Origin of the sequence: Achromobacter kerstersii, from assembly GCF_902859595.1 — a bacterium.
Taxonomy (GTDB): Bacteria; Pseudomonadota; Gammaproteobacteria; order Burkholderiales; family Burkholderiaceae_B; genus Achromobacter; species Achromobacter kerstersii.
The window spans coordinates 23,285-36,406 of record NZ_CADIJQ010000005.1; the positions used below are offsets into that span (position 1 = coordinate 23,285).

The 13,122-nt window shown below is 62.8% G+C and carries 14 protein-coding genes; 8 read left to right on the forward strand and 6 right to left on the reverse strand.

Annotated elements, in window-relative coordinates; genetic code table 11:
- The first annotated feature begins 16 nt into the window (after positions 1-16).
- A complete protein-coding gene (locus HV765_RS15885) occupies positions 17-739 on the forward strand; it encodes an ABC transporter ATP-binding protein (RefSeq protein WP_054420700.1) in 723 nt (240 codons plus the stop codon).
- Positions 740-1,302: 563 nt separating this feature from the next.
- On the opposite strand, the gene HV765_RS15890 is transcribed toward HV765_RS15885, so the two are convergent.
- From HV765_RS15890 to HV765_RS15900, 3 genes are all read right to left on the reverse strand, one after another.
- Positions 1,303-1,728 (reverse strand): organic hydroperoxide resistance protein, encoded by a 426-nt coding sequence (locus tag HV765_RS15890; protein ID WP_054420701.1) that lies wholly within the window; start codon positions 1,726-1,728, stop codon positions 1,303-1,305.
- A gap of 133 nt (positions 1,729-1,861) precedes the next feature.
- Positions 1,862-2,323 (reverse strand): MarR family winged helix-turn-helix transcriptional regulator, encoded by a 462-nt coding sequence (locus HV765_RS15895; protein ID WP_175170314.1) that lies wholly within the window; start codon positions 2,321-2,323, stop codon positions 1,862-1,864.
- Positions 2,324-2,398: 75 nt separating this feature from the next.
- Positions 2,399-3,106, reverse strand: a complete 708-nt coding sequence (locus HV765_RS15900; RefSeq protein ID WP_054420703.1) for a Crp/Fnr family transcriptional regulator — start codon at positions 3,104-3,106, stop codon at positions 2,399-2,401.
- A gap of 168 nt (positions 3,107-3,274) precedes the next feature.
- On the opposite strand from HV765_RS15900, the gene HV765_RS15905 reads away from it, so the two are divergent.
- The 7 genes from HV765_RS15905 (at position 3,275) to HV765_RS15935 (ending at position 11,768) form a co-directional block, all read left to right on the forward strand.
- Positions 3,275-5,251, forward strand: coding sequence for an AMP-dependent synthetase/ligase (locus HV765_RS15905; RefSeq protein WP_175170315.1), 1,977 nt, complete (start codon positions 3,275-3,277; stop codon positions 5,249-5,251).
- Positions 5,252-5,256: 5 nt separating this feature from the next.
- Positions 5,257-6,054, forward strand: a complete 798-nt coding sequence (locus tag HV765_RS15910) for an ABC transporter ATP-binding protein (protein ID WP_054420705.1) — start codon at positions 5,257-5,259, stop codon at positions 6,052-6,054.
- An 11-nt stretch (positions 6,055-6,065) separates the two neighbouring features.
- Positions 6,066-6,995, forward strand: coding sequence for a branched-chain amino acid ABC transporter permease (locus HV765_RS15915; RefSeq protein WP_046803042.1), 930 nt, complete (start codon positions 6,066-6,068; stop codon positions 6,993-6,995).
- A gap of 25 nt (positions 6,996-7,020) precedes the next feature.
- Complete coding sequence (locus HV765_RS15920; protein WP_054420706.1) at positions 7,021-8,085, forward strand: branched-chain amino acid ABC transporter permease; 1,065 nt, start codon at positions 7,021-7,023, stop codon at positions 8,083-8,085.
- A gap of 142 nt (positions 8,086-8,227) precedes the next feature.
- Positions 8,228-9,568, forward strand: coding sequence for an ABC transporter substrate-binding protein (locus HV765_RS15925; RefSeq protein WP_082386889.1), 1,341 nt, complete (start codon positions 8,228-8,230; stop codon positions 9,566-9,568).
- A 60-nt stretch (positions 9,569-9,628) separates the two neighbouring features.
- A complete protein-coding gene (locus HV765_RS15930) occupies positions 9,629-10,483 on the forward strand; it encodes an ABC transporter ATP-binding protein (protein WP_054420707.1) in 855 nt (284 codons plus the stop codon).
- 16 nt (positions 10,484-10,499) lie between these two features.
- The gene (locus tag HV765_RS15935) at positions 10,500-11,768 is read left to right on the forward strand and encodes a phenylacetate--CoA ligase family protein (RefSeq protein WP_175170316.1); all 1,269 of its coding nucleotides are present in this window, start codon (positions 10,500-10,502) and stop codon (positions 11,766-11,768) included.
- A 163-nt stretch (positions 11,769-11,931) separates the two neighbouring features.
- Here the strand turns inward: HV765_RS15935 and HV765_RS15940 are convergent, their stop codons facing one another.
- From HV765_RS15940 to HV765_RS15950, 3 genes are read right to left on the reverse strand one after another with little or no spacing between them, the layout of a single operon-like run.
- On the reverse strand, positions 11,932-12,351 hold the full coding sequence (locus tag HV765_RS15940; RefSeq protein WP_175170317.1) for a DUF6691 family protein: 420 nt from the start codon (positions 12,349-12,351) through the stop codon (positions 11,932-11,934).
- Between the two features lies 1 nt (position 12,352).
- Positions 12,353-12,784, reverse strand: a complete 432-nt coding sequence (locus HV765_RS15945; RefSeq protein ID WP_175170318.1) for a YeeE/YedE family protein — start codon at positions 12,782-12,784, stop codon at positions 12,353-12,355.
- Complete coding sequence (locus HV765_RS15950) at positions 12,781-13,116, reverse strand: ArsR/SmtB family transcription factor (protein ID WP_054420711.1); 336 nt, start codon at positions 13,114-13,116, stop codon at positions 12,781-12,783. Before HV765_RS15950 ends, HV765_RS15945 begins: the two co-directional genes overlap by 4 nt.
- Between the last annotated feature and the right edge of the window lie 6 nt (positions 13,117-13,122).

Below are 13,122 nucleotides of genomic sequence, written 5' to 3' on the forward strand. Positions count from 1 at the left end.
CCAAGAGGACAACAAGATGCTATCGATCAAGAATCTGGAAGCGGGTTACGGCAAGGTGAAGGTGCTGCACGGCATCAGCATGGAGGTGCCGAAGGCGAAAGTCGTGACGCTGATTGGCTCAAACGGGGCGGGCAAGACGACAACGATGCGTGCCGTGTCCGGCATGATCCGCCCGACGGCGGGCGAAATCACGTTGGGCGGCAAGCGCATTGATGGCCTGGAGTCTCATCGCATCGCGCGGCTGGGGCTGGCGCATTCGCCGGAGGGGCGGCGTGTGTTTCCGACACTGTCGGTGACGGACAACCTGCTGCTGGGCGCGTTTCCGCGCTTGACGGGAAGCCGGCCGAAAGGCGATGTGCAGGCGGATCTGGGACGTGCGATGGATCTGTTTCCGCGCCTGAAGGAACGCCGCGATCAACTGGCCGGCACGTTGTCGGGCGGTGAACAGCAGATGCTGGCCATGGCGCGCGCCGTGATGCTGAATCCGGAGCTGGTGCTGCTGGACGAACCGTCGATGGGGTTGGCGCCGATTCTGGTGGAAGAGGTATTCAGGATTATTGCGCGGCTGAAGGATGAAGGGGTGACGATGCTGCTGGTTGAGCAGTTCGCGGCTGCGGCGTTGCAGGTGGCGGATTACGGGTATGTGCTGGAGAACGGGCGGATTTCTGTGCACGGAAGTGCGGAGAAGTTACGGGGGGATCCGGCGGTGGTGGCGGCTTATTTGGGTGGGGGGCATTGAGGGGGGGTTGGCGTTGGTTCGTTTTCTAATGCCGCCCGTGACGCCGGGGGCCTGCGGTGCGCGGGGCAACGATTGCGGTCCGGAGCCTTCGCTCCGGACTGCCCCGTCGTCATCTTCGTCACCCGCCGTTGGCGGGTTCCTTCAGATTCCCTCGGGCTTATCGACGCCCCACGCACCGCAGGCCCCCGGCGACACGAGCTCGAGTAGTTGAAATTTGACGTCAGCTGGGGCGAATAGTTTTCTTAGGGTTCTCACCACGGGTTTTGGGTGGTGGAAGATCTTGCGGGGCCCGCTCCAGGCCGGCCGCGCGGGCGGCCTTTTGGAGCTTACGCATCGTGCTGCGTCGTCGCTCTTTTCGCTTCGCGTGTGGCTGATTTGTTTGGGTGCTTTTTGGGCGATGTTGGTCGCTCGACAAACGCAATCAGACTGCAATTTCGACGAGACTGCATTTTTAAAAATCGCATTCAGACTGCATTTTTAAACAGCGGAGTCAGACTGCATTTTCCACGGAGCCGTCCATGGAAAAATGCAGTCTGAATCGATTCACAACCTTCGACTAACGATCAGACAATCGTCAACGTCACATCGATGTTGCCGCGCGTGGCGTTCGAGTACGGGCAGACGATGTGGGCGGCGGCGACCAGCTTTTCCGCCAGTTCACGGTCCATGCCCGGCAGCGAGATCTTCAGTTCGACTTCGATGCCGAAACCGGTGGGGATCGCGCCGATACCCACGATGCCGTTCACCGATACGTCTGCCGGAATCGCGATTTTGTCGCGGCCGCCGACGAACTTCATTGCGCCCAGGAAGCAGGCCGAGTAGCCCACTGCGAACAGTTGTTCCGGGTTCGTGCCAGCAGCGCCTGCGCCGCCCAGTTCGCGCGGGGTCGTCAGCTTGACGTCCAGGTTGCCGTCGTCGCTGACGCCACGGCCTTCACGGCCGCCGGTGGCGGTGGCATTGGCGCGATAGAGGACTTTTTCGATAGACATGATGCGTTTCCTTGTTGGAATGAAAAGTTGAACTGCCTGCCGGGCGGGACCTCCCGCGTCAGCGATAAATATCGCACACAAGTAAATCGTGCGCTACTTACTAGACCGGATGATGACACTGATCACCCATCTTTCAAACACTATCGACCAGCTTTTCCCGCAGCGCGTGCAGCGTCTTCATCATGCCTTGCGCTTCGTCCAGCGTGCATTGCGCGGCGCCGGCAATCGCGTGAGGCACGTTTTCCGCTTGCTCTCGCAAGTCGCGGCCTTGCTTGGTCAGCGTCACAATCACCTGGCGCTCGTCGTCCACCGCCCGCTTGCGCGTCACCAGACCTGCCGCTTCCAGGCGCTTTAACAGCGGCGTCAGCGTGGCGGAATCCAGGAACAGGCGGTCGCCGATATCCGTTACCGTAATTTCATCGCGCTCCCACAGCACCAGCATCACCAGATACTGCGGATACGTCAGATCCAGACCGCGCAAGAGCTTGCGGTACACCTTGTTCATCGCCAGTGACGTTGAATACAAGGCGAAGCACAGCTGGCTGTCCAGCAGCAGCGGATTGAACGCGGCTTTGGGTTTGGATCTGGATTTCATTGCGCAATATTAAATAGCGCACTATTTAACGTCAAGCGGTTTTTTTACTTTTCATCCGCCTGGCCACTGGTCCCGTCAGGCCGCGTGTTCGCCTTCCACCGTGCTGCGATCCGACCCGTATTGTTTCAGGCCATCCAGGTCCAGCACACGCACCGCGCCGTATTCCACATTCAGCAAGCCCGCTTCTTCCAGCTTGCGCAGCGCCTGGTTTGCGCGCTGGCGCGACACCCGGGCCAGATAGCCGACTTCTTCTTGTGTAATCGTCAGGCGCATCCCCATGCCGGGATACAGCAAGGGGTTGAAGAGTTCAGCCAGACAACGGGCCACGCGCGCGTCCGGGTCCAGCAGACGGTCGTACTCCGCTTTGCCGATGAACTGCGCCACGCGCTCATTCAGTTGGTGGAGCAGGTAGCGGTTGAACGGAATGCTGTTGTCCAGCAGCCAATCAAAAGCAGGAGCCGGCAGGCGCGCCACGACCGAATCTCGCAAGGCGACGATGTCATATTTGCGGACTTCGCGTTTCAAGAGCGAGCCCTCGCCGATCCAGCCGCCGGCGGGTACGCCCGTCAATGATGCGACCTTGCCTTCCGCGTTGCCGACCGACACCTTCACCAATCCGGCCAATACGCCAATCCAAGCCTGTGCGAGTTCACCTTTGCGCTCTATGATCGATCCGGCAACGACTTGCTGCACGGACAGGTCCCGCTCGACGCGCGATTGCTGCTCGGCGTTAAGCACGCGAAACCAGGCCGCGGCAAGTTGCAGGGAGTCGGCTAGCTGCATCGGGAATACCCTAAAAGTTCCTTGAATGTCGCGATGGTGACAGTTGGTAGCAACCCAACCTTATACCTTAACTCCTGCCGTAAATCTAAAACCAACTGGTCAAGCCCCTCATCGCCATCACCGCTCCCGCGGGCCCTGGCGCGATGTGCCCAAACCGGAGGAGACAACGTGGCACATTCATCGCCCGCATCTGCACAGGTGCCGGCGGCGCTGGATACCTTTCCAGCGCTGCTGTTCGCGCATGCCAAGGTTCGTGGGTCGCGGCCCGCGATACGAGAGAAAGATCTGGGGATCTGGCAAACCCTGACGTGGTCTGATGTGGCGACGCATGTGCGCCATGTGGCCAATGGCCTGGCGGCGCTGGGCATCCGCCCCGGCATGCACGTCGCCGTCATCGGCGAAAACCGTCCCCGCCTGTATATGGCCATGATGGCCACGCAATCGCTGGGCGCGATTCCCGTGCCGCTTTATCAAGACGCGGTTGCGCAAGAAATGGTCTACGTGCTGCAAGACGCCGAGATCAGCGTGGCCGTGGTGGAAGACCAGGAACAGGTCGACAAGATGCTGGAAGTGCGCGAGCAATGCCCCGCGCTCAAAGCGGTGGTGTTCGATGACCCGCGCGGCCTGCGCCATTACACCGACGCGATGCTGCAATCGTACGAGCAGCTGGAAACGCTGGGCCAGCAATACGCCGCGCAGCATCCCGATTATCTGGACCACGCCATCGCCGCCGTGCAGCCGCACGACCCGGCCGCCATGTTCTATACGTCGGGCACGACAGGCAAGCCCAAGGGCGTGGTGCTTACGCACCATGCGCTGATCGACCGCGCGCGCGCCGTGTCTGAAATGGAAAAGCTGACCGACCAGGAAGACGTGCTGGCGTACCTGCCGCCCGCGTGGATCGGCCAGAACATGTTCTCGTACACGCAGCTGCTGGTCACGGGCTTTACCGTGAACCATCCCGAATCGCCCGACACCGTGTCGATCGACATGCGCGACATCGGCCCCACCTATTACTTCGCGCCGCCGCGCGTGCTGGAAGGCCTGCTGACGCACGTGATGATCCGCATGGAAGACGCGGGCTACATCAAGCGCAAATTGTTCGGCGCCTGCATGAAGCTGGCGCGCCGCGTGGGCACGCGCATTCTGGACGGCGAATCCGTCAATGCCTGGGACCGCCTGCGTTACGCGCTGGGCAACGCGCTGATTTACGGCCCCTTGCGCAACGCGCTGGGCATGAGCCGCGTGCGCGTGGCGTACACCGCGGGCGAGGCCATTGGCCCCGACCTGTTCGTGTTCTACCGGTCGATCGGCATCAACCTGAAGCAGTTGTACGGTTCCACTGAAACGTCCGTGTTCGTCTGCGTGCAGCCCGACGGCAAGGTGCGCGATGACACCGTCGGCCCGCCGGTGGCCGGCGTGGAAATCCGCGTCGCGGACAACGGTGAAATTCTGGTGAAGAGCCCGGGGCTGTTCAAGGAGTACTACCGCAACCCGGCCGCCACCGCCGAAGCACGCAGCGCCGACGGCTGGTTCCACACGGGCGATGCGGGCTACCTGGACACCGATGGCCAGTTGAAGATCATTGATCGCGCGAAAGACGTGGGCAAGTTGGCCAATGGCAGCCTGTTCGCGCCGAAGTACATCGAGAACAAGCTCAAGTTCTTCCAGCACATCAAGGAAGCCGTGGCGTTTGGCGCCGACCGCGATGACGTCTGCGCCTTCATCAATATTGATCTCGAAGCCGTGGGCAACTGGGCCGAACGCCGTGGCCTGGCGTACGCGGGCTACACCGACCTGGCCGCCAAAGAAGAGGTCTATCAACTGATCGCCGAATGCGTCGAACAGGTGAATGCCGACTTGGCCACGGACCCCAAGCTGTGCGCATCGCAGATCAGCCGCTTCCTGATCCTGCACAAAGAACTGGACCCCGATGACGACGAGCTGACCCGCACGCGCAAGGTGCGCCGCGCGTTCATCGCGCAGAAGTATGGCGTGCTGATCGACGCGTTGTTTGGCGGCAAGCAATCGCAGTTCATCGAGACCGAAGTGAAGTTCGAAGACGGACGCACCGGCAAGATCTCGGCCGACCTGAAGATCCGCCCCGTCAAGACGTTCCCCGCCATCACAGCCCGAGCCGCGTAGAGATCATGAGCAACAACGACCGCGACCAGCGTATCGGCGACGTCATGCTGGACATGCAGAACATCTCCTTGTCCTTTGGCGGCGTGAAGGCGCTGACGGACATTTCCTTCAATGTGCGCGAGCATGAGATTCGCGCCATCATCGGCCCCAACGGCGCCGGCAAGAGCTCGATGCTCAACGTCATCAACGGCGTCTACACGCCGCAGAAAGGCGGCATCGAATTCCGCGGCGAACGCTTCTCGAAGATGAACCCGCGCCGCGCCGCCGAAATGGGCATCGCGCGCACGTTCCAGAACCTGGCCTTGTTCAAAGGCATGAGCGTGCTGGACAACATCATGACGGGCCGCAACCTGCGCATGAAGTGCGGGCTGCTGTCGCAGGCGTTTCGCCTGGGGCCGGCCGAGCGCGAAGAGACGCAGCACCGCGAATTCGTCGAGAACATCGTCGACTTCCTGGAAATTCAGGCCTATCGCAAAACGCCCGTGGGCCGCCTGCCCTACGGCCTGCAAAAGCGCGTGGACCTGGGCCGCGCGCTGGCCATGGAGCCGCGCCTGCTGTTGCTGGACGAACCCATGGCCGGCATGAATATCGAGGAGAAGCAGGACATGAGCCGCTTCATCCTGGATGTGAATGATGAATTCGGCACCACCATCGTGCTGATCGAGCACGACATGGGCGTGGTCATGGATATTTCCGACCGCGTGGTGGTGCTGGACTACGGCAAGAAGATCGGCGACGGCCGCCCGGACGAAGTCCGGGCGAATGAAGACGTCATCAAAGCCTACCTCGGCGTGTCGCACTAAGGCGGACAGACATGGGATTTTTTCTAGAGACCTTATTCGGCGGCTTGATGAGCGGCATGATGTATGCGCTGATCGGCCTGGGCTTTGTGCTGATCTTCAAGGCATCCGGCGTCTTCAACTTTGCGCAGGGCGCGATGGTGCTGGTGGCCGCCTTGTCGATGGCGCGCTTCTCGGAGTGGATTCCGCGCTGGCTTGGCTTTGACAACATGATCCTGGCCAACGTGCTGGCGTTCATTGTCAGCGCCATGGTGATGTTCCTGCTGGCGGTGGCCATTGAACGCTTTGTGTTGCGCCACCTGGTCAACCAGGAAGCCACGACGCTGTTGATGGCGACACTCGGCATCAGCTACTTCCTGGATGGCTTGGGGCAAATCACGTTCGGCAGTTCGGTGTATTCCATCAACGTGGGCATGCCGAAAGACCCGTTGATGATTCTGGACACGGTCTTTGAAGGCGGGTTGCTGATCAACCTGGAAGACCTGACAGCCGCCGTCATTGCGGCGCTGCTGGTGGCCACGTTGGCGCTGTTCTTCCAGTACACGTCCACGGGCCGCGCGCTGCGCGCCGTGGCCGATGACCACCAGGCCGCGCAGTCCATCGGCATTCCGCTGAACCGCATCTGGGTGATCGTGTGGTGCGTGGCGGGGCTGGTGGCGCTGGTGGCCGGCATTATCTGGGGCTCGAAGTTCGGCGTGCAATTCACGCTGTCCACCGCAGCGCTGCGCGCGTTGCCGGTGGTGATTCTGGGCGGCTTGACGTCGGTGCCGGGCGCCATTCTGGGCGGCCTGATCATCGGCGTGGGGGAAAAGCTGTCCGAGGTCTACCTGGGGTCGCTCGTGGGCGGCGGTATCGAAATCTGGTTTGCCTATGTGCTGGCGCTGGTGTTCCTGCTGTTCCGTCCGCAAGGGCTGTTCGGCGAGAAGATCATCGACCGCGTGTAAACCACCAGGCCTCTAGGATAAAAACATGTTCTATCGCGAAAACGGCCAGTTCAAGACCACGTACCGGGCCGACCAGCAGATCTTCCCGATCCGCCAGGACCGCATCTTCATCTGGCTGCTGATGGCGGTGGCGTTCATTGCGGTGCCGGCGCTGTCGTCCGACTACCTGCTGCGCGCCATCCTGATTCCGTTCCTGATCCTGTCGCTGGCGGCAGTCGGCCTGAATATTCTGGTGGGCTACTGCGGCCAGATCTCGCTGGGCACCGGCGCCTTCATGGCGGTGGGCGCGTATGCGGCGTGGAACTTCGGCGTGCGCTTTCCGGGCATGCCGCTGATCATCCAGATTCTGCTGGGCGGCTGCTTCGCCACGCTGGTGGGCGTGATCTTCGGCATTCCCAGCTTGCGCATCCGTGGCCTGTACCTGGCGGTGGCAACCCTGGCCGCGCAGTTCTTTGTGGACTGGGCATTCCTGCGCATCCCCTTCTTCACCAACTACTCGTCGTCGGGCAACGTGTCGGTGCCGCCGCTGACCGCCTTCGGCTTGCCGGTGCAGACCGCGCTGGAAAAATACTTGTTCGTGCTGATCCTGGTGGTGGTCTTCAGCCTGCTGGCCAAGAACCTGGTGCGCGGCGCCATCGGCCGGCAATGGATGGCAATTCGCGACATGGACGTGGCGGCTTCCGTCATCGGCATTCGCCCGATGTACGCCAAGCTCACAGCGTTTGCGGTGAGCTCGTTCATCGTTGGTGTGGCCGGCGCCTTGTGGGGCTACATCCACCTGGGCTCATGGGAGCCGCTGGCCTTTGACCTGACGCGTTCGTTCCAGCTGCTGTTCATGGTGATCATCGGCGGGCTGGGGTCGATTATCGGCAGCTTCTTTGGCGCGGCTTTCATCGTGCTGGTGCCGGTGGCGCTGTCGAACATTCCGCATGCGCTGGGCATTCCGCTGTCGGTGGATACGGCCGCGCACATCGAGCACATGGTGTTCGGCGCGCTGATCGTGTTCTTCCTGATCGCCGAGCCGCACGGCCTGGCGCGCTTGTGGAGCATCGGCAAGGAAAAGCTGCGCATCTGGCCGTTCCCGCACTGATTGATTTCGTACTGATTTCGCATTGATTTCTGCGGACCGCGGCGGCAAAAGTGCCGTGATCCACATCCTGAATACCCGGCTCAAGACCGGGCCAATCCCGGTGTCCCAGGGTTTACTGACCCAAGCACCACGCAGGAGGTAAATGGAGATGAAGCGTCTTAACCTGAAGTTGGCGGCAGCCCTGGTGGCCGCAGCCGGCGCCATCGGCGCCGTGGCCACGCCGGCAATGGCGGCCGAAGAGCAGTTCGTTCCGTTGCTGGTGTATCGCACCGGGTCGTTCGCGCCGCTGGGCATTCCCTGGGCCGATGGCAAGCTCGACTACCTGAAGCTCGTCAATGAGCGCGATGGCGGCGTGAACGGCGTGAAGATCACGTACGAAGAATGTGAAACCGCCTACGCCACCGACCGCGGTGTGGAATGCTATGAACGCCTAAAGGGCAAGGGCACGGGCGCGTCGGGCTTTGACACCCAGTCCACCGGCATCACGTTCGCCGTCAGCGACAAGGCCATGGTCGACAAGGTGCCCGTCGAAACGATGGGCTACGGCCTGTCGCAATCGGTGGATGGCAGCGTGTTCGAGTGGAACTTCCCGCTGCTGGGCACGTACTGGACCGCCGCTGACGTGATGATCCAGGACATCGCCAAGAAAGAAGGCGGGATGGACAAGTTGAAGGGCAAGAAGATTGCGCTTGTCTATCACGACTCGCCGTACGGCAAGGAACCGATTCCGCTGCTGCAAAAGCGCGCCGCCAAAGAAGGCTTCGAGCTGGTGCTGTATCCGGTGACCGCGCCGGGCGTTGAGCAAAAATCCACCTGGCTGCAAATCCGCCAGGCACGCCCGAACTACGTGCTGCTGTGGAGCGCGGGCATCATGACGCCCACCGCCATCCGCGAAGCGCAGGCCAGCGGCTACCCGCGCGACAAGATGTACGCCATCTGGTGGGCCGGCTCCGAAGGCGACGTCAAAGACCTGGGCGATGTCGCCAAGGGCTACAACGCCATCACCGTGCACAACAGCGGCGCCGAGCACGACAAGGTCTATGACGACCTGAAGAAGTTCGTCTACGACAAGGGCCAGGGTTCGGACAAGACGGCCAAGAACACGCTGGGCACCATCGCCCACACGCGCGGCATGATGATTTCGATGCTGCAAGTGGAAGCGATCCGCACGGCGCAAGAGAAGTTCGGCAAGGGCAAGGCGTTGACGCCTGAGCAAGTGCGCTGGGGCTTCGAGAACCTGAACCTGACGCAGGAAAAGCTGGACAAGCTGGGCTTCGGCCAGATCATGCGTCCGGTCAAGACCTCGTGCAGCAACCACAAGGGCGACGACTGGGCTCGCATCGTGCAGTGGGACGGCGCCAAGTTCAAGGTGGCATCCGACTGGTATCAGGCCGACAAGACCATCCTGGACCCGATGGTCAAGGACGCCGCGGCCAAGTACGCCAAGGAAAAGAACATCACGCCCCGCACTTGCGAGAACTGATGTGAACCGGCGGCGGGCGTCCTTCGGGGCGCCCGCCGCCACCACGCCGCAGGAATCGTCATGACCGCTGCATCTTCCGCTGCAACCCTCGCTGCCTCTCCCGTCGACACGCCGAACGTGCTGCTCGACGTGAATGGCATCGAGGTGATCTACAACCACGTGATCCTGGTGCTCAAGGGCGTGTCCCTGCAGGTGCCGGAAGGCAAGATCGTGGCCTTGCTGGGCGCCAACGGCGCGGGCAAGACCACGACGCTGCGCGCCATATCAAACCTGCTCAAGGGCGAGCGCGGCGACGTCACCAAAGGCCACATCCAATACCGTGGCCAACGCATCGAACGGCTGTCGCCGGCCGAACTGGTCAAGCGCGGCGTCGTGCAGGTGATGGAAGGCCGGCATTGTTTTGCGCACCTGACCATCGAAGAAAATCTGCTGACCGGCGCCTACACGCGCAACATCAGCCGGGGCGATACCGCGGCCGCACTGGAACGCGTCTACCAATATTTCCCGCGCTTGAAACAGCGCCGCGGCAGTCAGTCCGGCTACACGTCGGGCGGTGAGCAGCAGATGACGGCGATCGGCCGCGCGCTGATGGCCAACCCCAACATGATCCTGCTGGACGAACCGTCCATGGGCCTGGCCCCGCAGATCGTGGAAGAAATTTTTGAAATCGTGCGCGACCTGAACCAGCGCGAACGCGTGAGCTTCCTGCTGGCCGAACAGAACACCAACATCGCGCTGCGCTATGCCGACTACGGCTACATCCTGGAGAACGGGCGCGTGATGATGGACGGCGCGGCGTCGGACTTGGCTCAGAACGAGGACGTGAAAGAGTTCTACCTGGGTATTTCCAGCGGCGAGCGCAAGAGCTTCCGCGACAACAAGTTCTATCGCCGCCGCAAACGCTGGCTGGCTTGAGAGAGGGTGCGATCCCATGTCCGAGTTTTTCGATGTCCTGGAAACGCGAGCGCCCGAGCAACGTGAGCGCGAGCTGATGGCCGCCTTGCCCGCCGCGATCACCCGGGCGATGGCCCGCGCCCCGGCAATTGCCGAGCAGTTGCGCGGCGTTGATCCCGCCACGATTACGTCGCGGGCGGCGCTGGCCCGCCTGCCCGTTTTGCGCAAGCACGAATTGCTGGAACGCCAGCAGCACAGCCGCGACGATGCCGCCGCCCCCGCCGGGCCAGGCAAAACGTTCGGCGGATTTTCCGCCATCGGCTGGGGCGAAGCGATGCGGGTGTTTGCGTCGCCCGGCCCCATCTACGAACCGGAAAGCTCGCGCGCCGATTACTGGCGCTTTGCCCGCGCCTTGTACGCGGCGGGTTTTCGCGCGGGCGAGCTCGCCTACAACTGCTTTTCCTATCACTTCACGCCCGCCGGTTCCATGATGGAAACGGCGGCGCACGCGGTGGGCTGCACGGTGTTTCCGGGCGGCACTGGCCAGACCGAACAACAGGTGCGCGCGATTCAAGACCTGGCGCCCAGCGGCTACACCGGCACGCCCAGTTTCCTGAAGATCATCCTGGAGAAATCCGATGAGCTTGGCGTGAAGCTGGATTCGCTGCGGCGCGCGCTGGTGTCGGGCGAAGCATTCCCGCCGTCGCTGCGCGACTGGCTGGCCGCGCGCGGCATCGAAGGCTATCAGGCGTATGGCAGCGCCGACCTGGGCATGATTGCGTTCGAAACCCCCGCGCGCCAAGGGCTGGTGCTGGGCGAAGACATCATCGTCGAGATCGTGCGCCCGGGCACAGGCGAACCGGTGCCAGATGGTGAAGTCGGCGAAGTTGTCGTCACCACGCTGAACCCCGACTATCCGCTGGTGCGCTTCGGCACGGGCGACTTGTCGGCGGTGATGCCCGGCATCTCGCCTTGCGGCCGCACCAACACGCGCATCAAGGGGTGGATGGGCCGCGCGGATCAAACCACCAAGGTGCGCGGTATGTTCGTGCACCCGTCGCAAGTGGCGGACGTGGTGCGCAGGCATCCTGAAATTTTGCGCGCGCGGCTGGTCATCAGCGGCAGCACGGGATCGGACCGCATGGTGCTGAAAGTGGAATCACGCGTGCGCGGCGAAGAGCTGTCCAAGCGCATCGCCGATTCCGTGCGTGATGTGACGAAGCTGCGCGCTGACGTGGAATGGGTGGACGCCGACGGCCTGCCGAACGACGGCAAGGTTATTGACGACGTGCGCACGTACGAGTGACATCGGAATAAAGGGCAGAGGAAAGGGCAGAGTAGTAAAGGGCGGGGACGGGCGGAGCCAAGGCGCCGCGCGGCCTGCCACGCCCTGCCGCGCCCTGCCGCGCCCTGCCGCCCCTTGACGGGCCTTGACGGGCGCCCACGGTAACGCCGGCGCGCGCGCGGCGCTACTTGCGCCTGAGGAATTCAAGCGCCGAGAAGATCGCCATGCCGGCGACCATCGCGGCCACGAAGATCAGCGCTTCCTGCACGCCGGCCGCGGCAGCCACCAGCGCGGGCCCAGGGCAAAAGCCTGCCAACCCCCAACCTGCGCCAAACGCCACGCTGCCCAGCGCCAAGCGCAAGTCGATGCCGGTGGCGCTGGGCCAGCGCATCGGTTCCCCCGACAGGCTCACACGGCGGCGGCGCAGCAGGGCGAAGCCTGCTGCCGTAATCACCACCGCGCCGCCCATCACAAAGGCCAGCGACGGGTCCCACTGGCCCGCGATATCCAGAAAGCCCAGCACCTTGGCCGGGTTGGCCATGCCGGACACGATCAACCCCAGCCCGAAGACCAAGCCCGATGCGAAAGCGATCAGCGCCACCATGTCAGCCTCCCACCATATGCCGCGTCGCGTAGACCATGGCGAAGCCCGCGGCCATGAACAACGCGGTCGCAACAAACGACCGGCGCGATCCGCGCGACAAGCCACACACGCCATGTCCGCTGGTGCAGCCCGACGCGTAGCGCGTGCCGATGCCCACCAGCAAGCCCGCCACGATCAGACGCGGGGTGCTGGCCTGGACCACAATGGCGGGCAGCGCCGCCCCCAATTGGTATAGCCAGGGCGCCGCGCACAGCCCCAGCAAAAACGCCAACCGCCACACGCTGTCTCGTTGCATCGGCAGCAAGCCGCCCAGAATGCCGCTGATACCGGCGATGCGGCCCGCGCCCGCCATCAGCATCACGGCGGCGGCGCCGATGAGCAAACCGCCCGCGGTCGCTGCCGCAGGCGTGAAAGCGGGCCAGTCCATATTCATGAGAGTGACTCCATCGCGCGGCCGCAGTACAAACTGGAAAGCGTTTTCATGACCTGGCTGACTTCGAAGCTGGCCATCTGGTAGTAGACGTACTTGCCCTCGCGGCGCGTCGTGACCAGGCCTTCGTCGCGCAGCACGCCCAGTTGCTGGGACAAGGTCGGTTGGCGGATGCCGGTCAGCGATTCCAGTTCGCCCACGTTGCGTTCCCCCTGCACCAGTTGGCAGAGCAGCAGCAGGCGGTCTTCGTTGGCCAGCGCTTTCAATAGCGTGCACGCTTGGGCAGCAGATTCACGCAAGGCGGCAAGTTCGCAATCGGTCAGGGCGGCATTCATGGCAAG